A 22,828-nucleotide genomic window follows, 5' to 3' on the forward strand; every position below is an offset into this window, starting at 1 on the left:
CATCATGGATATGGCACTCAACGGCCTGACCGACGCCCTTTCCCCCTCCGTCATCCTGTTTGTTTTTCTCGGCATCCTGCTGGGCTACGCCGTCGGCGTGCTGCCCGGGCTGAACCGCCCCGCCGCCCTGGCGGTAGCTGTTCCGCTGAGCTATTACATGTCGCCGCTGGCGGCCGTCGCCTTCCTCATTGGCATCGCCAAGGCCAGCGGCGCGGGCGGCGCGACCACGGCAATACTGCTCAATACGCCGGGTGAACCCAGCTCCGCCCCCACCTGCCTGGACGGATATCCACTGACCAAGGCCGGCAAGGGTGAAAAAGCCCTGAAGGTCGCCCTGTACGGCTCGGTCATCGGCGACCTGGTCGGCACCCTGCTGCTGATCGCCATCGCCCTGCCGCTGGCACGCTTTGCGCTGCGTGTCGGCCCGGTCGAAATGACCGCCATCATGTTCCTGGCGCTGACTTTCATCGCCGCACTGGCCGGCACCTCGGCCATCCGCGGACTGATCGCCGGACTTTGCGGCATCCTGCTGGCCTGCGTCGGCATGGATGCGGAAACGGCCATGCCACGCATGACCTTCGATCACGTAGAACTGATGGACGGCGTTCCCCTGCTGGCCGTCACGGTAGGCATGCTGGCCATGACGGAAATGTTCATCCAGGCCGAACGCCTGCTGCTCTACGGCGAAGAGCGCAGCGAATTCACCGAACAGCCCAGCAAGCGCGACCGCGGGCTCAGCTGGCCCGAGTTCCGCCGCGTCCTGCCCACGATCATGCAATCCAGTGGCGTCGGCATTGTCGTGGGCATTATTCCCGGCCTGGGGCCGACCGTCGCTTCCTTCCTCGCCTATGGCCTGGCCAAGCGCACGGCCAAGCCCGACGACTGTTACGGCAAAGGGGAAATCAAGGGCGTGGCGGCTGCCGAAACCGCCGACAACGTGGTGACGCCCGCCAGCCTGGTGCCGCTCTTTGCGCTGGGCATTCCCGGCAGCGTGTCGGCAGCAGTGTTGATCGCCGCTTTCATGATCCACGGCGTCGTGCCCGGGCCGCGCATGTTCGAAGAGCATGGCCAGCTCATCTACGGCATTTACGGTTCGATGCTGGTCGCCAGCCTGCTCATGCTGCTGGTCGGCCGCCTGGGGCTGGTCGGCTTCGCCCAGCTCACACGTGTGCCGGTCCGCATCATCATTCCCATCGTCATCATGCTGTGCATGCTGGGTTCCTACCTGGAAACACGCTCCATGTTCTCGGTGCAGCTGATGTTCGGCTGCGGCGTCCTGGGCTACCTGATGCACCGCTTCGATTTCTCCCGCATCACCTTCCTGATCGGCTTTGTCGTGGGACCGCTGTTTGAACTGTCGCTGCGCCAGAGCCTGATCATCACCAATGGCGACCCACAGGCGCTGCTGCAGCACCCGGTGGCCCTGGGCATCGTCGTGGTATCGCTGATCGCACTGGTGTCCTTCCTGCGCAAGCCTTCCTGAAACCCTCCTTCAACAAGAGAGCCTCACATGAAAATCAACCTCAACGCCGATATCGGCGAAAGCTACGGTAAATACACCATCGGCGCAGACCCCGAACTGATGCGCCTGATCGGCTCTGCCAATGTCGCCTGCGGCATGCACGCGGGCGACCCGTCCATCATGATGCGCACGGTCCGCCTGGCGCAAGAGAACGGTGTCTCCGTCGGCGCCCATCCAGGCTTCAATGACCTCTGGGGTTTTGGCCGCCGCCAGATACGCATGAACCCGCAAGACCTCGAGTATCTGATCACCTACCAGATCGGCGCGCTGCAAGCCCTGGCCCGGGCCCAGAACGTCAGGGTCACACACGTGAAGCCGCATGGCGCGCTGAACAACATGGCGCACGACATCGAGGACTATGCCATGGCCATCGGCCGGGGCATCAAGGCGGCCGACCCGGACCTGATCTACGTCGCCAATGCCGGCTCGCAGATGACGCGGGCGGCTGCACGCCTGGGCCTGCGGGTCGCGCATGAATCCTATGTGGACCGGCGCTATGACGACAACGGCAAGATGCTGTCGCGCGAGCTGGATAATTCCGTCATCAAAGACCCGGAAGAAGCCGTTGCGCATGTCATGCGCATCCTGGAGGAGCGCGCCATTTTTTCGACCTCGGGCAAGCGCATTCCCTGCGAAGTCCACACCTTCTGCATCCACGGCGACGAACCGACTGCCGTACCGGTGGCACGTGCCGTCCGCCAGGCGCTGGAAGCCGCAGACATTCGCGTCGTGTCCCTGCCGGAGCTGATCCAATGAACCGTCCCGACTTCCCGCACACCCTGTACATCGACGCCATCTGGCGCCAGACACGCGACAACACGGCTTTCCGCTCTGCCATCGAACGCACGCTACCCGCCAGTCTCTGCGCGCAAGCGCAAGCCCACATCACCCGGTGGGAACAGTACCGGGCCACGCCGCTCCTGGGCCTGCCTGCCATGGCGGCGGCAGCCGGCCTCGCTGCCATCCTCTGCAAGGATGAAGGGCCGCGCTTCGGCCTGGGCAGCTTCAAGGCGCTGGGCGGCGCCTACGCCGTGGCATTGGCCACGGCGCAGCAACCCGGACGGATGACGGTGACCTGCGCCACCGAAGGCAACCATGGGCGTTCAGTGGCCTGGGGCGCGCAACGCGCGGGCGTCGACTGCGTGATCTTCCTGCACGCAGGTGTCAGTCCCGCGCGTGAAGCAGCCATCGCCCAATACGGCGCGCGCATCATCCGCGTACCCGGCGACTATGACGATGCCGTCCGTGCCTGCGCCCAGGTTGCGGCGCAGAATGGTTGGCAAATCATTTCCGACACGACCTGGGAAGGCTATGAAGACATTCCGAAATGGGTGATGGCCGGCTACAGCGTGCTGGCCCAGGAACTGCAGGCGCAACTGCCTCAGGCACCCACCCACGTGTTCCTGCAAGGCGGCGTGGGCGGCATGGCGGCCGCACTGATGGCGAGCCTGGAGCGCTGCTGGCCTGACGCCGGCATGCGCTACATCCTGGTCGAACCGCGCAGCGCGGCCTGCCTGATGGCCAGCGCCCGTGCCGGCGGCGAATACCGCAACACGCCCGGGCCTTTTGATACCATCTCGGCCGGACTGGCCTGCGGCGAGCCATCGAGGGCCGTTCTGGAAATCATCTGCCAGGGCAGCGACATGATGCTGGCACTGGACGATGCCGCCATCAAACATGCGGTGCGCCGCTTTGCCCGCCCGTCGCAAGGCGACCCTGCCATCGTATCCGGCGCATCGGGCGCTGCCGGGCTGGCCGGGCTGCAAACCGTGCTGGCTACGCCTATCCTGCAACAGGCACTGGCCCTGAACCAGCACAGCCGGGTACTACTCATCAATACAGAGAACGACACCGACCCGCAGGCCTATCGCGATATCCTGCAGGAGGGCTGACAGCCAGGCCCCCTGGACGTCGTACCGGCTTGCCGGGACGGCAGCCAACGCTGCCGTCCATCTTGCCCTCCGGCCTCAGCAGAGGCTCGCGCCCAACGGCACGGGCCGGTCGGGCACGCACAGGGCCACCGCACCATTTTCATCATGGAAGCCCGTCACCAGGCATTCAGACATCAGCGGACCGATCTGCTTAGGCGGGAAATTGACGACGGCAACCACCAGCTTGCCCACCAGGGATTCCGGCGTATACAGATCGGTGATCTGCGCGCTGGACTTGCGCAGGCCGATCTCCGGACCAAAATCCACCTGCAGCTTGAAGGCCGGCTTGCGCGCCTGCGCGAACACTTCGGCCTGGACAATTCGCCCGACGCGCAATTCGACCTTGGTGAAGTCATCCCACGAAATGGTTGCCATGATTGATTTCTGCTCCAGATTGATAAAACGACACAGCCTTTGAACACTCAACTACCGGCATACCCTGCCGCAGCAAAAACTGTTGCGCTCAGCCAGCCGGTACCGACATGGCCGCCGGCACCCGCGCCCTGGCCCGCCCTGGCCAGGTAATGCAGACCAGGCACGCAAGAATCAACGCGACCCCCAGCCAGCCCAGCGCGGGCAGGCGCTCCCCGATCACCACGGCGGCCAGGCCTGCGGCAAACACCGGCTCCAGCAAGGTCACCGTAGTAGCCGTGCTGGCCTGCACGCGCGCCAGGCCGTAGCCAAAACACACATAGCCCAGGAACATGGGCACCAGGGCCATGTAGATGCCTACGGCCGCGTTGTTCCAGGACGCCAGGAATGGGGCGCCGGTAGCGAACAGCACCGGCATCAGCAGCAGCCCGCCCCCGCCGAATACCGCGCCCATCGCCGCCCGTGCCGGAATGCCACACTGCATCAGGCGCCGGGCGGCCCAGGAATACAGGGCATAGCTCAGACCCGCCAGCAGTCCCAGCCATACGCCAGTGGTGACGTCAGGCGCCAGTACGGCACTGACGCCACTGCCTTCGGCCAGGCTCAGCAGCACCATGCCCAAAAGCCCCAGCACGGCACCGCAGGCCCAACGCATGCTGACGCGCGTGCCATCCAGCACCATTTCAATCACCGCCGAGAGCAAGGGCGCCGAGCCCAGGGAAACCACCGTGCCTATCGTCACGCCGGCCAGGCGCATGGACGCGTAGAAAGCCAGCGGATAAACCGCCACGGCAATGGCGCCCATCAGCAACCAGGGCCACTGCAGGCGCAAGGCGCCGAGGTTACGCAGGATGGATCGCACGGCAATCAGCGCCTGCAACAGGCCACCTATGCCCATGGCCGCAGCCCCTATCGCCGCAGCGCCGACTTCCGGCGCGAAAGTGGCGGATACGCCCGTCGTCGCCCACAGGATGCAGGCAAACAGGATGGCCGACACCCCCAGCAGGTATTCCCTGCCCGGCGCCGCGCGGCCCGCCAGCGGGACCGGCCGATCCGCAGGCGAAATGGAGGCCGTGGGCGCGTGCGGGCGCGTGCTCACCATTGCTCCAGCAAGCTGGCCGCCATCTGCCGGGCCTGGTGCAGGCACTGGCTGCTGCCTTCAAGGCCCGCCCGTGCCACAGCCCCTTCCAGCAAGAAGGCCAAGTGCCTGGCCAGCGGCGCCGCGCGTTCGGCGTCGCCTGACAGATGCTCGGTGAGATGCCGGGCAAGCAGGGCTTCCACTTCTTCCTTGTAGGCCCGGATCGCTTGCCGGCTTGCATCTTCCACCGGCAACTCCGCAGCGGCATTCCACTGGCCGCAGCCCCGGAAGCCGCGCTCATAGGCAAACTCGGCATGGTCGACATAGGCATCGAACACGGCCAGTGTCCGCGCTGCCGGGCCCCTGGCCTGCTGCAAGCGCGCCGCATACAGCGCCAGCCATTCCTCGTGCCGGGCCTGCAGATATGCCGCCACCAGTTCGGCCTTGGAACTGAAGTTGTTGTACAGGCTCTTCTTCGCGACGCCGGCTTGCTTCACGATGGCATCTATGCCCGTACCCGCGATACCGTCGCGGTAGAACAATACTGCGGCAGCGCCCAGCAGCCTGTCGTGGGCGCTGATGCGCGCCTTGCCATCCCGGCGGGTAGCAGCCATGGAATCACCTGCATGAAAAAGTAGTTAGACCAGTATACCTACTTTTAGCCGTTAAAAAAACGCGGAATCCTTGCGGTCCCGCGTTCCGGGCAGCCACAGCCTGGCCCTACCCGTGGTTCAAGGCATCAATGCCAGCCGTACCAGGCATCGGCCAGTTCACCCACCGTTACCTGCGTGACATCACCGCGCTGTTGCAGCCACTGCAACACGGCTTGCCTGTCGTCCTCGGAGGGAGAACCGGCACGCGCGGAAACCACGCCATCCAGTACACCTCGTCCGACACTGCCGCCGAAGAACAGATCGCGCGATTCGATCATTTCGATCAATGCATCCAGCAGCGCATCGCTGCCGTCATTCGCGGAGAATGAAGCACGGACTTCGAAAATGAATTGCTGGAATTCGCCCACGTGCAGCTTTTTACGCTGGCGGGCATTGAGGCGGCGCAGCCGCTTGCCCGTCGGGGCGTTGGAAGAGAAATAGGAAGCAGACATAAAAAAATCCCCGATGATACGGGGATTTTCAGTATTTTGATGCGGTAGAACCTGAATTCTTTGGTGGCCTGGGGCGGAATCGAACCACCGACACGCGGATTTTCAATCCGCTGCTCTACCAACTGAGCTACCAGGCCAACGCTTGCTTGAGCAAGAATTGCATTCTAGCACTGTTTTTTTTAGATTGTCCAATAGTTTTTCCAAGCCCGGAACCGACACCATGCCTTTGCCCCCTGCCACCAGTGCGCCAGCCCCTCTGCCGGAAGATGATGCAGCCTTGGTCTGGCGCCGTTGTTTCCTCGCGCTGGCGCCCGATGCCCCCACCTGTGCCGCGCTGGTGCAGCTCCGCCTGCCTGACGCCGTCCAGCCCGTCGCCCCCGCCGACCTGCACCTGACCCTGGCTTTCCTGGGCGCAATCACGCCGGCCCAGGGGCAGGCGCTGATACAGGCCTTGCCACGACTGGCACGCAGCCTGCCGCCCCTGCTCGGGCTGGGCCGTGCCAGCTGGCCACAGCCTGCGGCCCCCAGGGTGGCAGTGGCACGTTATGAATATCCGCCTGTGCTGCAGGCCTTGCTGACAGATACGCATGCCCTGTTGCGCAAGCTCGGCCTGCCCGTCGAAGCCCGGCCCTTCCAGCCGCACATCACGCTGGGACGCTACCGCCGACGAGCCGTCGCCCAAACAGATGACTCAGCCATCAACATCGCCCTGCCAGCCGCCCGCTTCACTGCGCTGGCGTTATACACCAGCCTGCATGCCGGTACCGTACGAACCCCGAGGACCTCAGGCGCGCAGGCAGAGGACCACACCGGAGCAACACCGCATTACCGGATCGTGGCGCAGCAACCGATATAACCATTTCACCAATAAGGTTTCATTTACAAACAATTTTTGAGCATATTTATCCTCGATTTTTCAGACAATACTCATAAGCTGGACGCAGATACGGTCGCCGCGACACATCCGCCGCGACCAGCACCACCGTTATCGCCGGTAGCCGCGCTCCATGCTTGCCGGCGTTGCAGTGATGGAGCAAAACGAACATCTCAATCTAGCCACTTCGGAGTCTGAAATGAAGAAAACCGCATGCATGATCGCTCTCGCTAGCGCCGCCGTCCTGCCGTTCGCCAGCCAGGCCAACGCAGAAAAGCCCGTCGCGCTCTGGCTCTGTAGCGACTACGTCTCGCTGGACGAAAGCTATCGCCCGGTCGCGGTCGGCTTTGCCGCTGCCGTCAACCACGACGGCAAGGTCGAAGAAGCCGTGCTGGATACCGCCGGCATCGCCAAGCTGCAGCCCCAGCTGCTACAGGTCTGCAACGAAAACCCGCAAATCGCCCTGCGCGACGCGCTGGTTCAGGCTCAAGGCAAGACCGCAAACTGATTTCCCTCCCAGGCTGGCCTCGCCAGCCCGGCACCAGTGCGTCATCTAGCGGCGCCCTGGTGCCAGCCAGCGTCTGTCACACGACAGCACTGGCGCAGTGACCGGCATCTTAAAGTCTGACCATAGCCGCTGCGTCCGCTACAATCATTCCTTTCGCGCGCACGCAGTTCCAATCCGCATGCCGTGTCCATCCGTGCCCCCGGCCTGACTGGCCGCCATATCTGCATGGATGTTTCTCCCTCCCGTTCATTGCGCCCGCCCCGATTGGAGTTGATCTCAGGAACAACTGGCTGGCGCCGGAGTCTCTTTTGTCTCAGCCCATTTCCTTTACCGACCTCGGCCTCGCGGAGCCCTTGCTGCGCGCCATCGCCGATGTTGGTTACAGTCAGCCTACCCCCATCCAGGCGCAAGCCATCCCGCAGGTACTGCAGGGTGGTGACCTGATGGCTGCCGCCCAGACTGGTACAGGCAAGACCGCCGGCTTTACCCTGCCCATCCTGCACCTGCTGCTGGACCGCCCGCTGTCCGGCGGACGCCGTCCCGGCCGCCCCCGCGTCCTGATCCTCACCCCGACCCGCGAACTCACTGCCCAGGTCGAGGAATCAGTCAAGACCTATGGCAAATACACGCAACTGAAATCCATGGTTATGTTCGGCGGCGTCAATATCAACCCGCAGATCACTGCGCTGAAGAAGCCCCTGGATATCCTGGTGGCTACACCCGGCCGCCTGCTGGACCACGCCTCGCAACGCACCGTCGACCTGTCCGGCGTGGAAATCCTCGTGCTCGACGAAGCCGACCGCATGCTGGACATGGGTTTCATCCGCGATATCCGCAAAGTGCTGGCCCTCTTGCCCGCCAAGCGCCAGAACCTGCTGTTTTCCGCGACCTTCTCCGACGAAATCCGCACCCTGGCGCGCGGCGTCCTGGCTAACCCGGCGGAAATCTCGGTGGCCGCGCGCAATACCACTGCCGAGCGCGTGGACCAAAGCGTGCACCTGGTCGCCCAGGCGCACAAGCGCGATGCCGTCAGCCACCTGATCCGCAACAACGGCTGGCATCAGGTGCTGGTCTTCACCCGCACCAAGCACGGCGCCAACCGCCTGGCCGAAAAGCTGGTCAAGGACGGCCTGTCGGCTGCCGCCATCCACGGCAATAAGAGCCAGTCGGCGCGCACCCGCGCCCTGGACGGTTTCAAGAACGGCCAGGTCGCCGTCCTGGTTGCCACCGATATCGCCGCACGCGGCCTGGATATCGACCAGCTGCCGCAGGTCATCAACTTCGAGCTGCCCAACGTCCCCGAAGACTACGTCCACCGCATCGGCCGCACCGGCCGCGCTGGTGCCGCAGGTTCGGCGATTTCGCTGGTGGACGGGGAAGAAATCAAGCTGCTCAAAGCCATTGAAAAGCTGATCCGCCGCCCTATCGAGCAATTCCCCATTCCCGACTGGACCCCTCCGGCCGTGACCGAACCGGCTGACCCGCGTGAAGAACGCGATCTGCGCAATAGCCTGGGGCGCGGCCGTGGCGGCCCGGCTCCGCGCCGCAGCCAGCCCGGCCAGCGCTCGGGCGACAGCCGTCCGCGCAGCGCAGGCCCTGGCGGCAATGCCCGTTCCGGCGGCGGCAATCGCAGCAGTTCGGGTGTGCGGCGCTCAGGCAACGACCGGGGCGGCAAGGCTTAACCCCGGCAGGCCGACCGCTTACAATTCCGCTTTCTTTCCGCGCGCCTGAACCTCCATGACTTTCTCCACCTGGCTTGCCTTTTTTGCCGCGTCCTGGGCGATTTCCTTTTCGCCCGGTGCCGGTGCCATTTGCGCCATGTCCTCCGGACTGCGCTATGGCTTCGCGCGCGCCTGGTGGAGCACGTTGGGGCTGATTCTCGGCATCATGCTGCAAATCGCCATTGTCGGCATCGGTTTGGGCGCGCTGCTGGCCACCTCTGAACTGGGCTTCGCCATCGTCAAGTGGCTGGGGGTGGCCTACCTGATCTACCTGGGCTGGAAGCAAATCCGCACGGATGCCGCGCCGGTGGAGGCGTCAGGCGGCCAGCAGCGCTCCAGCGCCTCGGTGCGCGAACTGGTGATGCGGGGCTTCTTCATCAACGCCAGCAATCCTAAAGGCACGGTATTCCTGCTCGCGGTCGTGCCGCAGTTCCTCGATGCCGGACGGCCCCTGCTTTCGCAGTACGCCGCCATCGCCGGCACGATGGCACTGACCGATCTCGTCGCCATGTCCTGCTACAGCCTGCTGGCCACCCGTGTCCTGAGCCTGCTGCGCAGCCCGGGGCACATCCGCTGGCTGAATCGCACCTTCGGCGGGCTTTTCATCCTCGCCGGCGTCGTGCTCGCCGGCTTCCGCCGCCATTAACCTGTTACCACCGCGCTGGCCTCCCCGCCCTTTCGGGCGGCGAGGCCACCAGCGCAGAACCAGTCATCCGCCATGTCGATTTCCTCCGAAGTTTCCCGGCGCCGCACTTTCGCCATCATTTCCCACCCTGACGCCGGCAAGACCACCATTACGGAAAAGCTGCTGCTGTTTACGGGTGCGATCCAGATCGCCGGCAGCGTGAAGGCGCGCAAGGCATCGCGCCATGCGTCCTCGGACTGGATGGAAATCGAAAAGCAGCGCGGCATTTCCGTCGCCTCCTCGGTCATGCAGACCGAATACCGCGACTATGTCATCAACCTGCTCGACACCCCGGGTCACCAGGACTTCTCCGAAGATACCTACCGGGTACTGACCGCCGTCGACGCCGCCCTGATGGTGATCGACGCCGCCAACGGTATCGAACCGCAGACCATCCGTCTGCTGCAGGTCTGTCGCGCGCGCAATACGCCCATCATCACCTTCATCAACAAGCTGGACCGCGAAGTCCAGGAACCACTGGACCTGCTCTCCGAAATCGAAGAGCACCTGGGCATGGATGCCGTGCCCTTTTCCTGGCCGGTCGGCATGGGCAAGCAATTCAAGGGGGTCTTCGACATCCGCAATGACCGCATGCGCGTGTTCCAGCCGGGCCAGGAGCGTCTGCCCAGCGATGATGAAATCATCGAAGGCCTGGACAACCCCGCCATCGCCAGCCGTTTCGGCGACAACTACGACAAGGCCCACGGCGAGATTGAACTCATCCGCGAAGCCGCACCCGCCTTCGACCGCGAAGCCTTCCTGTCGGGCCGCCAGACCCCGGTGCTGTTTGGCTCGGCGATCAACAACTTCGGCGTGCAGGAAGTGCTGGATACGCTGGTGGACCTGGCGCCATCACCAGGACCGCGCCACGCCGTCGAACGCGAAGTGCGCCCGGATGAACCCAAATTCAGCGGCATGGTCTTCAAGGTCCAGGCCAATATGGACCCGGCCCACCGCGACCGCATCGCCTTCATCCGCGTCAGTTCGGGCAAATTCACGCGCGGCATGCGCCTGAAGGTGAGCCGTACCAACAAGGAAATCCGGCCCAATAACGTGGTGTCCTTCCTGTCGCAACGCCGCGACCTGGTCGAAGAGGCCTACGCCGGCGACGTGATCGGCATCCCCAACCACGGCGTGCTGCAACTGGGCGACGTCCTGACCGAAGGCGAAACCCTGCACTTCACCGGCCTGCCCTTCTTCGCGCCGGAACTGTTCCAGCAAGTGGAAGTCAAGGACCCGCTGCGCGTGAAGCAGTTGCGCACCGGACTGGTACAGCTGGGCGAAGAAGGCGCCATTCAGGTGTTTCGCCCGATTGCAGCGGGCGGCGCCATGCTGTTGGGTGCCGTCGGCCAGTTGCAGTTCGAAGTGGTCATGCACCGCCTCAAGACAGAGTACGGCGCAGAGGCGCGCATGATGCCCTCGCGCTACACCATGGCACGCTGGATTACCTCTGAAAACCCGCGTGCGCTGCAGAAATTCATGGATGCCAACGCTGCCCATATCGCCTATGATGTGGTCGATGCCCCGGCATTCCTGGCCACTTCCGGCGCGGCCCTGCGGGTCGTCCAGGATCTTTATCCCGACGTCCAGTTCCACGCCATGCGTGAACATGGCGGCCACGTCTTCAGTAAAACGCCCTGACGGCGCACGTATGGAAATCAACAAAAACGAGCAACGTTCATGTCCTGGCGATCCATCCTGATCATTATCGTCCTAGCGCTTGCCGCCGCTGGCTTTTCCGGCATGCAGCTGGGTGACTGGCTGGTGTCGCGCGCCCCCACGACGGCGCCGCCGCCACATGCCACAGGCGCCGATGCCGAAAATGTCCTGGACGCAGACGGACGCCCCTATGTCGCACAACCGCCACAGCCCCGGCTGGACGGCACGCTAGGGGTTCCCGATACGTTGGCAGCAGAATGGGATGTGCCCATGGTGTCGCTGTTCGATACCGTCAACGATCCCAATGTCATGATCTCTCGCGAGAAAGCAACACCGGAAAGCCTGCGTCTGCTGACCCACGGCGCATCTCCGCTGCCCTCGGACACGCGCCAGGAGACTGACACGCCGCCGCCTGCGGATATCCGCGACATCCAGGCCGCGCTTGCAGGCGACCCCGGCTATCCGCCCGTGGCCTCGCCCAACCCGGCGCATCCCACGTCCGGCGCCGGCAACTGGCAGGCGGCACTGCGCCGTGAACTGCAGGTCTGCGCCGACACGATGGGCTTCTTCGAGCGCCCCAGCTGCGCCTGGGCAGCCCGCCGCAAATACTGCGAACCCAACAACGCCTGGGGCACGATTCGCGAATGCCCGGAGCGGCGCTGACGCCTCCCCGCCTCCGCATTCCCCCCGGCAAACAAAAACGCCGCTGCTGTTCCAGAGAACAGCAGCGGCGTTTTCACGTGAGCGGCAGGCCGTCGCCAACCCGCCCGACACTCAGTCGTCTTCGTGCATCTGGTGCTGCAGATAGTTCTGCAGGCCCACCTGCTCGACCAGCCCGATCTGGGTTTCCAGCCAGTCGATATGCTCTTCGGTGTCGTCCAGGATCCTGCGGAACAGATCACGCGTCACATAATCCTGCACCGATTCACAGTAGGCAATCGCTTCAACCAGGGTCGCGTGGGCATCGCGTTCCAGATTCAGGTCACAGGACAGGATCTCCGGCACATCTTCGCCGATGCGCAGCTTGTGCAGGTCCTGCAGGTTGGGCAGGCCGTCCAGCATGAAGATCCGTTCCATCAGTTTGTCGGCGTGCTTCATTTCGCTGATGGATTCATCGTACTCATACTTGCCCAGGCGGTTCAGCCCCCAGTGGCGCAGCATGCGCGCATGCAGGAAATACTGGTTAATGGCCGTCAGCTCATTGGTCAGTTGCGCATTCAAAAACTTGATAACCTGTCTGTCACCCTTCATCGTCGGCTCCGGCTGTATGGGTTTGATAAGGCAGCGGCATGGGGAAACAACACACCCAGGCAAGGCCCTGGCCGCCGCTGAAACCCAGTCAGGCTAGCATCCACGCGGGCAAAAGCCCATGCCGACTATGCATGTGGTAAACCGCCGTGCAACCCATGACAGGAAAGCTCTGGCGAATGAGAATGCGTCTGCAACTGCAAAATGCCGCATGGCCGGATCAGGCCTGATGCGGGCTGGCAGACGCAAAATTCATGAAAACCGTTTGATTTTCATGAAAAAAACCGAAGATCAGGAGTAAATTGCCGCAACAGAGGTGTTGGACCAAATGAGAATGGCCGGTGTCTGCTGTTGTTTAAATCATACAGAAACACCACAGGCCATGGCGTGCCTGGCGGCACGCCAACCCGGATACTGAGCGAATCAGGCGGCTTGCTGAGCGGCGCTGGCCGGGAGGATCTCCGACGCCGCGCCGGCCGGCAAGGCGACAGTCGCCACGGTGTGGCAAGCGCCGCCAGGCAAGTAGGAACAGGCGCTCTCGGCACAGCGGCCACAGCAACTGGCCACGCCGAGCTCATACTGGAGATCATCGAGCGTCGCGGCGCCGGAATCGACGCATGCGCGAACCTGGCGCTCAGTGACAGCGTTACAAATACAAATGTACATGAGACTAATTATCTTGAAAGTCCATGTCATATGCAAGCGTCTTCCTGCCTCCCCGGCCCCGGGGTTTTCCCGGCCAGGCTCCGCTCCTCAGGCCTTGCGCCGGTAGGGCCCCGGGCCATGCGGCAGGCAACGCCAGAATACCGCCGCTGCCGCCAGCCCGAACGTTCCAACAACAAAGGTTCCCACCGCCAGCGAAATGGCTCCCGTGAGGGCCGACAACAGCAGGGGACCAGCACTGGACCCCACGTCCGACACCAGCCGCCATAGGCCGAGGAAGTGGTGCCGGCCCTGTGCCGGAGCGGCATCGGCCGCCAGCGTCATCACGATGCCGGAACTGATGCCGTTGCCGAAGCCCAGCATCAAGGCCGTCGCCATGAACGATATAACGCCCGAGGCAAACGGCATCAGCATCAGGCTGGCGCCCATCAGCAACACCGACGGCACCGCCACCCAGACCCGCCCATGGCGGTCCATAATTTTGCCGGCATGGTAGAACACGGCCATGTCCAACGCCGCCACCAGGCCATAGATCACCGAAATCGCAACCGAATCCAGCCCCAGCTGTTCCGCCCAGAGCGGCAGCACCACCTGCCTAGTGGCACGCAGCACGCTGATCATCAGGACGCCTATGCCCAGGCTCAGGAATACCCCGGCATGGGAACGCGCAATCGACAGCAGCGACGCCTTGCCCCCGCCCACCGTCGCCAGGGCGGCCGGTACCTCCAGATCAGGTACCTTGTAGGCCAGCACCCCGGCCCCAAGCATCGCGATCATCGCCAACAGGTAGGCGCCCGGCAAATCCATCAACGCAATCAAACCGGCTCCCGCGAACGGCCCGACGAACGCGCCTATGCGCGCCGTGCCGCCCAGGACGGACAGCGCCCGCGCCCGCATGGCCAGCGGCACGGCCTGCACCAGATAGCTTTGCCGCGCCAGCTGGAACACTGATGCGGCCGCGCCGACCAACAGGGTCGCCACCGCCATCATCCACACCATATGGGCTGCCATCGCGATCAGCATGGCCGCCGCGCTCAGCAGCGATGCGCCTATCATCGCGCGCCGTTCGCCATAGCGATTGACCAGCAGCGCCGCCGGGATATTGCTGACCAGCGAACCCAGGCCCACCAGCGCGGCAACCAGCCCGGCCACGGCATATGACGCTCCCAGGCCGCGTACGCTCAGGGCAATGACTGGCGTCATGGCGCCGATACCGACGCCGAACAGCACGGAAGGTCCGTAGGCTGCCAACGCAATCTTGCGCAAGCTGAAAGAAGAATCGTCCATAGTCCTGAAATCGCCCGCGGGCTTCAACAATCATCCATACGCATCAAGGCCATGGCCTTGCGCTGCGAAGCCGTAGGCACTCTCATGCCTTCCCGGTACTTGGCAACCGTGCGGCGCGCCAGCTCGACACCGCGCTCGGCCAGCTTGGCCATCAGCTGGCTATCGGACAGCGGCTTGCGCGGATCTTCCTGATCCAGCATTTCACGCATCATCGCCTGAATCGACGCCGCAGAAGCCGACTCGCCATCGGCTGCCGGCACGCCGGTACTGAAAAACCGCTTGAGCTCCAGCGTGCCGTGCGGCGTCGCCATGTACTTGCTGGAGGTCGCCCGCGATATCGTGGACTCGTGCATGCCCAAGGCCTCGGCAATCTCGCGCAGCACCATCGGCCGCAGCGCCACCATGCCGGATTCGAAGAAAGCCTGCTGCCGCGCCACGATCTCGGTAGAAACGCGCAGCAGCGTATCGAAGCGCTGCGCTACCTGTCGGATCAGCCAGCGCGCCTGCTGCACATGGGACTGCAGGCCTTCGTAACTGCCGCGCGGCTCCTGCCCCAGAGCCTGCACATAGGCATCATTCACGCTCAGACGCGGCACCAGGTCGCCATTCAGGCGAACACGCCAGCCATTGCCGCTACGGTAAGCGATCACGTCCGGAACCGCAAAATCCGCCACCGGCACCGTCCAGGCCCGGCCCGGGTAAGGGTCCAACCGCCGGATCAGGGCGTGCGCGGTACGCACCTCGGCCGGCGAACACTTCAATTCCTCGCACAGGAAAGCAAGCCGGCCCGCCGCCAGGGCGTCCAGATGCCTCTCGCACAGGCGCCGCGCCAGCGCCACAATGGCAGCGTCGCGGGCCTCGGGCCAGACCTTGGCATCCGGCTGCCGCAATTGCAGCAGCAGGCATTCGGACATCGTGCGGGCGGCAATACCGGCCGGCTCCATATTCTGCAGCAAAGCCAGTGCCGCTTCCAGTTCGCCCTGTTCAACCTCGAGCGATTCCGGCAAATAGGCCAGGATTTCCTCGAAACTGGCCGCAAGATAGCCGTTATCGTCCAGTTCGTCGATCAGCACGGTCATCAGCGCGAGATCACGACGGCTGGCACGGGTACAGGAGATCTGCCCCAGCAGGTGCTCGCGCAACGACGGCGTGGCGGCAGCCTCGGGGAAAAAATCGTCGTCGCCGTCCTGGCGCGGGCCGCCGCCTCCGGAAAACAGATCCTCGGCCGCCACCGACTCAGCGGCGGGTTCGGGGGATTCCAGCTCCAGAACCGGGTTTTCCGTCAGCGCCTGCGAGATTTCCTGTTGCAGGTCCAGCGACGACAGTTGCAAGAGACGCAAGGCCTGTTGCAACTGTGGCGTCAGCACCAACTGCTGACTTTGGCGAATTTCCAGCGCGGGTCGTATCATGGGAACCATATTTTGCACCATAAGACCCGACATGACTTCACCCAGCCGATATGATCTGCAAGTGTTGAATAATTATCTGCGCGCCCAGGCGCAGCCTGCGCTGCTGCGCGATGGAGGCCTGATCCTGCTCGCCGCCCTGGCATGGCTCTGGCTATGCTGGCAAGGCCTGTCATATGGCCTGGCCCAACGCTATGAATTCCTGGCCAAGTTCAGTACCAACGCACAGGACATGGCCTTGCGCAGCGGCCCCTATGTCTGGTGGGCGCTGGCCGTGCTGTTGAGCCTGGGGGTACTGTCCCTGCTGCGCGCGTGGGCGCGGGAAAGAATCAACCATCATTGGGAAAAAATCGTGCCGCCGGGCGAACTGGCGCCGCTATGCCGCGACCTTTCCGATGATGGCCGCGCCGTACTGGATTGGGTATGGCAGGACAGGGAGACGCCCCTGGCGCTGGGAGACCTGAAACGCACTGCCACCGAATTGGCCAGCGGGCGCGTGGAGAAATTCCATATTGCCAGCGAACAACGCGCCGCATTGGCGGCTGCGATGAAACCGGCGAATGCTCAAACGGCCACAACAGGCCAGCCCGCGGCATTATTCAAGCAACAACGCCAGGAACCGCGCCTGGAGACTGATTGAAATGAAACGCAGGCATTCCCCGGCAGATTAGCCGGAGAATGCCGCGTTCACGCTACGCTCGCCACGGACAACGGCTGGCGTGCACGAATGAGCGCGAATGCGCAGCGACGGGCGACCTCTGCTGCGAACGGTTCACGATGAATGGCCATTGCCGCCATCGCACCTTCAAAGCAAAGCGTCAATTCCTCAGACAATTCATCGGCCTCATCCGTCAGATTACCGGCCAATTCGGTAAACATTTGCAGGATCCAGCGCCGATACTCGCGCGCCACTGCCAACACCGGCGCACATCCTTCGTTTTCCGCCACCGCCAGCAGAAAGGCACAACCGCGATATTCGCTGCGTGCACCCATCTCCTGCAGAATACGATAAGGTAACAATGCCTTCTCTGCCGGATCCGGCTGGTCGTTTTCCAGCACCTGTTCGCGCAGATGTTGCGTAATCCTTTCGTATCTGTCCCTCAAATACGCAACCACCAGTGCTTCCTTGGTGGCGAAATGCCGGTACAGCGTCGCCTTGGCAATCCCCGCTTCGGCGATGATGCGATCTACGCCCACTGCCCTGATGCCTTCGGCATAAAACAAAGTGCCCGCGACCTCAATAATGTGTGCGCGCATATCCATATCAGATCCCCTACGACCAACGCAGAAAATGACAACGGTCATCTCTCCGGCCAGGCAAAAATTTCCTATGCGAACACGACCGGCAATCGTGCAGCCTTACCAGCACGACGTCCTATCCATCCGCAGGGCCAATGCTATCAAAATAAATATTCGCCTGGTTTTTACTCTAATGCATTAGGCATGCATCATGCCGCATTGCAAAAGAAATTCCAACCCCTACGAAAGGCGAAGACCCGGACTGATTCCCTGACCTATTTCCGCAAAATCACGAACATACACTGACAACTGCCGGACAATTGCGCACAATTCCTCACAATTAACCCACTCGTCCGACAATATACGGATTTACCCCAAAAAAGCAGAAATTATTTGAAGCTGAAAAATCAGTATTTTCGTCATAGCACCAATGTCAATCCCAAGACTCAGGTATTCACCAATGGCATGCATCGCCAAGGACTATCACAATTGGCAGCTTATCGCGCCCAATAGCGCCGGACATTCCAGCATCGGTGCTGTCTAATCACCGGGCAGATGCCTGCAGTTTCCTGTCCGGGACCATGGATCTCATTACAGTTTTTTTTAATACACAGCCTTTTATTTTCTAATATCTGAAATAACAGGCAATCCGGCAGTATCCCAGTCCGGGAATACAACTTTCCTTGCTCCACAGGGCAATCATGTGACCGGACAAAAACACTTGGACACCATTTACCCTGCCGCACGGGTGCAGGCCATCGCACAAATGGCCTGCAATAGACGCCGTTCGTGCCGCCAACTGCAACGCCCTTAGCGCATTGCAGTTGCGCCAGCCCGACACCGGACATCAGGGCGGCCCACGGTATCACGGTTAACCAGGGTCTTTCTTGACTTTCCCGGCCAAACATGTTGGACTATGCACACTATGGCCTATACGTCGATCTCCTCTCTCGACTCCAACGCAAGCATTTCTGCTCTGCGCGCCGGCCTGCGCCTGTCCATTGGCGCCTCCATTGCCTCGCTGCACATTCAATCGCTACTACTACCGATCGGTTGCCGAGCCTAGCGCTCAGTGGCAGTTCGGCAGCCTGTCGCCACGCCTATACCCGTTCCCCGTTCAATTTCGCCGGCAAAACCGGCACCCATGGTCCTGACCATGGGCGGGAGCCAGGCCGTGATCCAAATACCCCCTGCGGCTGTCTCCTTGATCCAAAGGTGCATCATGCTTGCCAATCCTTCTACCAAGTACCGCCCATTCGTCCCGTTCACTCGTGACTTCTCCGAGCGCACCTGGCCCAGCCGCCGCATCGAGAAAGCCCCGATCTGGATGAGCACCGACCTGCGTGACGGCAACCAGGCCCTGATCGAGCCCATGAGCGTCGAACGCAAACTGCGCTTCTTCGACCAGCTGATCAAGATTGGTTTCAAGGAAATCGAAGTGGGCTTCCCGTCGGCGTCGCAAACCGACTTCGACTTCGTGCGCAAGCTGATCGACGAAAAACGCATTCCCGATGATGTCCGCATCATCGTGCTGACCCAATCGCGCCAGGACCTGATCGAACGCACCGCCGAAGCCGCCGCTGGCGCCAAGCAAGCCATCATTCACCTCTACAACGCCTGCGCCCCCGCCTTCCGCAAGATCGTCTTCAAGATGTCGCCCGAGGAAGTGCGCGACCTGGCCGTGCGCGGTACCCAGTGGGTCATGCAAGCCCAGGCCAAATACCCGCAGACGCAATGGGGCTACGAATACTCGCCCGAAGTCTTCAGCACCACCGAACCCGAAGTGGCGCTGATGGTGGCTGACGCCGTGGCCCGCACCTGGGATGCCACGCCCGAGAAGAAGTTGATCCTCAACCTGCCGGCCACCGTCGAGGCCACCACGCCCAATCTGTACGCTGACCAGATCGAATGGATGCACCGCAACCTGGAACGCCGCGACAGCATCATCATTAGCGTGCACCCGCACAACGACCGCGGCACGGCCGTGGCCGCCGCCGAATTCGCCGTCATGGCCGGCGCCGACCGTATCGAAGGCTGCCTGTTCGGCAGCGGCGAACGCACCGGCAACGTCGACCTCGTGACGCTGGCGCTGAACCTCTATTCCCAAGGTGTGCATCCGGGCCTGGATTTCTCCGACATCGACGAAGTGCGCCGCTGTGCCGAATACTGCAACCAATTGCCGGTACACCCGCGCCACCCGTATGCCGGCGACCTCGTCTTTACTGCCTTCTCCGGTTCCCACCAGGACGCCATCAAGAAGGGCTTTGCCGTGCAGCAGCCCGACGCGCTGTGGGAGGTGCCCTACCTGCCAATCGACCCGGCCGATGTCGGCCGCAGCTACGATGCGATCATTCGCGTCAACAGCCAGTCGGGCAAGGGCGGTGTGTCCTACCTGCTGGAAAACGACCACGGCCTGGTCCTCCCGCGCCGCCTGCAGATTGAGTTCAGCCGCGCCATCCAGCAGGTGACCGACACCACCGGCAAGGAAGTGACGGCCGAGGATGTGTATGAAGTATTCAGCCAGGAATACCTGGACCGCACCAAGCCCTGGAAGCTGGTGCGCCACCGTATCGACGGCGATCCGACCCAGGAAGAAAAGCGCCACTTCCGCGTGGAAGCCGTGCTCGAACATGACGGCGAAACACGTACCGTGTCCGGCGAAGGCGAAGGCGCGATCACCGCATTCGTTGCCGCACTGGGCATGCCGGTGCGCATCATGGACTACCACGAGCACGCCATCGGCACCGGCACGGATACCCGCGCCGCCTGCTATGTGGAAGTGCGCCTGGGAGAATCACAAACCCGCTTCGGTGTCGGCATCCACCGCGACATCGTGACGGCTTCGTTCCTGGCCGTGCTCGGCGCTGTCAACCGCCATCTGGCCGAAAACCCCGAACTGGCTGCCATCGCCAACGTGGCCTGAGCCAGGCCCTGATTTCCATGGAAGACTGAAGGGCGGCTACCGCCGCCCGCCGGAGCACTGGCGCCAGACGCGCCAGATCCGCTCCCTGTGCGCATACCAGGCGGCAGCCTGGCGCGCGACGGCTTGCTGGCCATCCTGGCAAGCCGACCGGCACCGGCCACAAGCCAGTTCCCGGCACGGAGACACCTGCCTCAATCTGCCAGCCGCCCACGCTTCGCCCCCTCCCTCTCCCTCGCCCGCCCGGGCCAGCATGCTGCCCCGCAAGGCGGCACCGCCAGTCAAACTCCCCCGAACCTCAATCCTGCGGCAAACCGGCAGTACGCCTGTCCAACGCGTGGCACAGCATGAATTGCTCTGGCTCGCCGCCCTGCCAGGCCGCGCCCAGCCGCGCCACGGCATGACGGGTCGCCACCGCCAGCGCATCCGGTGCTGCCGCCTCGATAACCAGCAAGGCCTCGAAAGCACCGTCGTTGCCACCACGCATCGCTTTTTCCTGTGTGGGGACATTCGTCACATCGTGATCCACCTGCATGACCCAGGCCGCGCCTATGCTGTCCATCAGCACCAATTCGTTGACCAACACATGGATGTCCGCCTCAAGCGCCGCCAGCGAGAAACGCATCGGACTGATCACCCCGCCACGCCCCTGCCCGCCACGCACCAGGACATGGCCGCCGCCGCGCCGGAAATTGCGCAGGGTAGGCATCACGCGCTGCGACCAGGTAGTTGGCGCATTCTGGCGCGCCATATAGGACGGCCCGGCCAGCACGGCCGGTGTCTGCAATTCATACAACACACAGTAGCGCCGCAAGCCAGGCTCCAGACTGCGGAACAGGCGCCCCGCAATGAAGCCGTCGACGCCGACGCGCTCGGCCAAGTGCTCGCGCATCAGCCAATGGCGGTAATCGGTTTCCGTCCGGGCATCGAGATCGCTCCAAATGGCGAGCACGCCCTGGGTACGCTGATTCATTTTTTGTCTCCGTGGATTATCCGGCGGCCAGGAACGGCCTGCCGTGTTTTAGTTCCCGGAAATCATATGCCAATGGCGTAGCCCTGACAGGTGCGGACGGATCGCCCGCACCTGGATGAAACACCTGGATGGCGCTCCGGGCTCAGCGGCTGCGCAAGCGCCGCCAAAGCGGCCCGATCACGGGCAGCAACAGCATGATGACGGCAAGCGTCATGATGCCGCCCGCCAGGGGGTTGGACCAGAACACGCCCAGCGAGCCATCTGACAACAGCATGGACTGGCGGAAGGCATCCTCGGATTTGTCGCCCAGGATCATTGCCAGCACCAGCGGCGCCAAGGGGAAATCCAGCTTCTTGAACACATAGCCCACCACGCTGAAGATCAGCAGCAGCCAGAGGTCAAAAGGCGCGGAAGCCACGGTATAGGCGCCCGTCACGCAGACGATCACGATCACCGGGCCGATCACCGCAAACGGAATGCGCAGAATGGCAGCGAAGATAGGCACGGTCAGCAAGGCGGTGAACACGGCGACGACATTGCCCAGGTACATGGACGCGATCAGCCCCCAGACGAAATCCGGCTGTTCGGCAAACAGCGTCGGCCCTGGCGTCAGGCCCCAGATCAGCAGGCCGCCCATCATCACGGCTGCCGTCGCAGAACCCGGAATGCCCAGCGCCAGCATGGGCAGCATGGCGCTGCTGCCGGCCGCATGGTCGGCGGTTTCGGGCGCGATCACGCCTTCCGGTTCGCCCTTGCCGAAGTTGCTCCCGCGGCGCGACATGCGCTTGGCGATGCCATAGCTCATGAATGATGCCGCGGTCGGGCCGCCGGGCGTCACGCCCATCCAGCAGCCAATCACGATGGAACGCACATAGACCAGCGCATAGCGCGGCAACTGCAGCACGGTGGACAGGATCGCGCGCACGCTGAGACGCGATGCCACGCCGTTGAAGCGCAAGCCCTCTTCCATCGTCAGCAGCAACTCGCCGATACCAAAAATACCGATCACCGCCACCAGGAAACTGATGCCGCGCACCAGTTCATCGGTGCCGTAGGTCAACCGCATCGCGCCGGAAATCGTATCCATGCCGACGGTGGCGCACGCCAGGCCGATGCCGATGGACAGCAAGGTCTTGGCTGGCGCCGCCCCGCTGAGACCGACGAAACTGGCGAACGCCAGCAGATACACCGCGAAATACTCGACGGGCGAGAACTGCATGGCAAAGCTGGCCACCCAGCCGGATACCAGCGTGATCAGGATGACGCCGGCCAGCGCACCTATGCCTGCCGAGCAGAAGGCGAAAGTCAGCGCCTGCGCGGCCTTGCCCTGCTTGGCCATGGGATAGCCGTCGAATGTCGTCGCTACCGACGACGGCTCACCCGGGATGTTGAACAGAATGGATGTCGTGGAACCGCCGAACAAGGCCCCCCAATACATGCTGGTCAGCAGGATGATGGCCGAAATGGGTTCCATCGTGAACGTCAGCGGCAACAGCAGCGTCACGCCATTGGGCGCCCCCAGTCCGGGCAGCACACCGACCAGAATGCCCAGGAGCACGCCCGCCAGCATCAACAGGACATGGTAGCCGCTCAAGGCAATGCCGAACCCATGCAGCAGGTAGTCAAAATTACTCATC

At 63.0% G+C, this 22,828-nt stretch carries 22 protein-coding genes and 1 tRNA gene; 11 read left to right on the forward strand and 12 right to left on the reverse strand.

Annotated elements, in window-relative coordinates:
- The first annotated feature begins 4 nt into the window (after nt 1-4).
- From EV679_RS00610 to EV679_RS00620, 3 genes are read left to right on the forward strand one after another with little or no spacing between them, the layout of a single operon-like run.
- Nucleotides 5-1,483 (forward strand): tripartite tricarboxylate transporter permease, encoded by a 1,479-nt coding sequence (locus EV679_RS00610; RefSeq protein WP_130486297.1) that lies wholly within the window; start codon nt 5-7, stop codon nt 1,481-1,483.
- Nucleotides 1,484-1,510: 27 nt separating this feature from the next.
- Nucleotides 1,511-2,278: a LamB/YcsF family protein gene (locus EV679_RS00615; RefSeq protein ID WP_068372904.1), complete on the forward strand. Its 768-nt coding sequence runs from the start codon at nt 1,511-1,513 to the stop codon at nt 2,276-2,278.
- Nucleotides 2,275-3,414 (forward strand): diaminopropionate ammonia-lyase, encoded by a 1,140-nt coding sequence (locus tag EV679_RS00620; protein ID WP_130486298.1) that lies wholly within the window; start codon nt 2,275-2,277, stop codon nt 3,412-3,414. The genes EV679_RS00615 and EV679_RS00620 overlap by 4 nt, the downstream gene beginning before the upstream one ends.
- A 75-nt stretch (nt 3,415-3,489) precedes the next feature.
- On the opposite strand, the gene EV679_RS00625 is transcribed toward EV679_RS00620, so the two are convergent.
- From EV679_RS00625 to EV679_RS00645, 5 genes are all read right to left on the reverse strand, one after another.
- Nucleotides 3,490-3,828: a tRNA-binding protein gene (locus tag EV679_RS00625; RefSeq protein ID WP_130486299.1), complete on the reverse strand. Its 339-nt coding sequence runs from the start codon at nt 3,826-3,828 to the stop codon at nt 3,490-3,492.
- Nucleotides 3,829-3,916: 88 nt separating this feature from the next.
- Nucleotides 3,917-4,927 (reverse strand): DMT family transporter, encoded by a 1,011-nt coding sequence (locus tag EV679_RS00630; protein ID WP_130486300.1) that lies wholly within the window; start codon nt 4,925-4,927, stop codon nt 3,917-3,919.
- Nucleotides 4,921-5,517, reverse strand: a complete 597-nt coding sequence (locus EV679_RS00635) for a TetR/AcrR family transcriptional regulator (RefSeq protein WP_127772911.1) — start codon at nt 5,515-5,517, stop codon at nt 4,921-4,923. The genes EV679_RS00630 and EV679_RS00635 overlap by 7 nt, the downstream gene beginning before the upstream one ends.
- 125 nt (nt 5,518-5,642) lie before the next feature.
- Nucleotides 5,643-6,008, reverse strand: coding sequence for a YggL 50S ribosome-binding family protein (locus EV679_RS00640; RefSeq protein ID WP_068372917.1), 366 nt, complete (start codon nt 6,006-6,008; stop codon nt 5,643-5,645).
- A 61-nt stretch (nt 6,009-6,069) separates the two neighbouring features.
- Nucleotides 6,070-6,145 (reverse strand) — tRNA-Phe (locus EV679_RS00645).
- Nucleotides 6,146-6,228: 83 nt separating this feature from the next.
- Between EV679_RS00645 and thpR the strand changes: the two genes are divergently transcribed.
- The 6 genes from thpR (at nt 6,229) to EV679_RS00675 (ending at nt 12,118) form a co-directional block, all read left to right on the forward strand.
- Entirely contained in the window at nt 6,229-6,864 is a 636-nt protein-coding gene (gene thpR, locus EV679_RS00650) for an RNA 2',3'-cyclic phosphodiesterase (RefSeq protein ID WP_130486301.1), read from the forward strand.
- Nucleotides 6,865-7,081: 217 nt separating this feature from the next.
- Complete coding sequence (gene hdeA / locus EV679_RS00655; protein WP_068373023.1) at nt 7,082-7,390, forward strand: acid-activated periplasmic chaperone HdeA; 309 nt, start codon at nt 7,082-7,084, stop codon at nt 7,388-7,390.
- Nucleotides 7,391-7,698: 308 nt separating this feature from the next.
- A complete protein-coding gene (locus EV679_RS00660; RefSeq protein WP_165389920.1) occupies nt 7,699-9,072 on the forward strand; it encodes a DEAD/DEAH box helicase in 1,374 nt (457 codons plus the stop codon).
- Nucleotides 9,073-9,127: 55 nt separating this feature from the next.
- Entirely contained in the window at nt 9,128-9,757 is a 630-nt protein-coding gene (locus tag EV679_RS00665; protein WP_130486302.1) for a LysE family transporter, read from the forward strand.
- A 72-nt stretch (nt 9,758-9,829) separates the two neighbouring features.
- Nucleotides 9,830-11,437, forward strand: a complete 1,608-nt coding sequence (locus EV679_RS00670; protein WP_068372928.1) for a peptide chain release factor 3 — start codon at nt 9,830-9,832, stop codon at nt 11,435-11,437.
- Between the two features lie 39 nt (nt 11,438-11,476).
- Nucleotides 11,477-12,118 carry a hypothetical protein gene (locus tag EV679_RS00675; protein ID WP_068372931.1) on the forward strand — a complete coding sequence of 214 codons (642 nt, stop codon included), beginning with the start codon at nt 11,477-11,479 and terminating at the stop codon, nt 12,116-12,118.
- A gap of 111 nt (nt 12,119-12,229) precedes the next feature.
- On the opposite strand, the gene bfr is transcribed toward EV679_RS00675, so the two are convergent.
- From bfr to rpoN, 4 genes are all read right to left on the reverse strand, one after another.
- Complete coding sequence (gene bfr, locus EV679_RS00680; RefSeq protein WP_068372934.1) at nt 12,230-12,706, reverse strand: bacterioferritin; 477 nt, start codon at nt 12,704-12,706, stop codon at nt 12,230-12,232.
- A gap of 420 nt (nt 12,707-13,126) precedes the next feature.
- Entirely contained in the window at nt 13,127-13,369 is a 243-nt protein-coding gene (locus EV679_RS00685) for a (2Fe-2S)-binding protein (RefSeq protein WP_068373026.1), read from the reverse strand.
- An 87-nt stretch (nt 13,370-13,456) separates the two neighbouring features.
- Nucleotides 13,457-14,653 carry an MFS transporter gene (locus EV679_RS00690; protein ID WP_130486303.1) on the reverse strand — a complete coding sequence of 399 codons (1,197 nt, stop codon included), beginning with the start codon at nt 14,651-14,653 and terminating at the stop codon, nt 13,457-13,459.
- Between the two features lie 23 nt (nt 14,654-14,676).
- The gene (rpoN, locus tag EV679_RS00695) at nt 14,677-16,062 is read right to left on the reverse strand and encodes an RNA polymerase factor sigma-54 (protein WP_068373029.1); all 1,386 of its coding nucleotides are present in this window, start codon (nt 16,060-16,062) and stop codon (nt 14,677-14,679) included.
- A 31-nt stretch (nt 16,063-16,093) separates the two neighbouring features.
- Between rpoN and EV679_RS00700 the strand changes: the two genes are divergently transcribed.
- On the forward strand, nt 16,094-16,699 hold the full coding sequence (locus tag EV679_RS00700; RefSeq protein ID WP_068372940.1) for a hypothetical protein: 606 nt from the start codon (nt 16,094-16,096) through the stop codon (nt 16,697-16,699).
- A gap of 47 nt (nt 16,700-16,746) precedes the next feature.
- On the opposite strand, the gene EV679_RS00705 is transcribed toward EV679_RS00700, so the two are convergent.
- Nucleotides 16,747-17,322, reverse strand: a complete 576-nt coding sequence (locus tag EV679_RS00705) for a TetR/AcrR family transcriptional regulator (RefSeq protein WP_165389921.1) — start codon at nt 17,320-17,322, stop codon at nt 16,747-16,749.
- A 1,195-nt stretch (nt 17,323-18,517) separates the two neighbouring features.
- Between EV679_RS00705 and leuA the strand changes: the two genes are divergently transcribed.
- The gene (gene leuA, locus EV679_RS00710) at nt 18,518-20,221 is read left to right on the forward strand and encodes a 2-isopropylmalate synthase (RefSeq protein WP_127775500.1); all 1,704 of its coding nucleotides are present in this window, start codon (nt 18,518-18,520) and stop codon (nt 20,219-20,221) included.
- Between the two features lie 295 nt (nt 20,222-20,516).
- On the opposite strand, the gene EV679_RS00715 is transcribed toward leuA, so the two are convergent.
- Entirely contained in the window at nt 20,517-21,191 is a 675-nt protein-coding gene (locus tag EV679_RS00715) for a hypothetical protein (RefSeq protein ID WP_068372946.1), read from the reverse strand.
- A gap of 142 nt (nt 21,192-21,333) precedes the next feature.
- Nucleotides 21,334-22,827, reverse strand: a complete 1,494-nt coding sequence (locus EV679_RS00720; protein ID WP_068372949.1) for a tripartite tricarboxylate transporter permease — start codon at nt 22,825-22,827, stop codon at nt 21,334-21,336.
- Between the last annotated feature and the right edge of the window lies 1 nt (nt 22,828).

Origin of the sequence: Kerstersia gyiorum, assembly GCF_004216755.1 — a bacterium.
GTDB classification, from domain to species: domain Bacteria; phylum Pseudomonadota; class Gammaproteobacteria; order Burkholderiales; family Burkholderiaceae_B; genus Kerstersia; species Kerstersia gyiorum.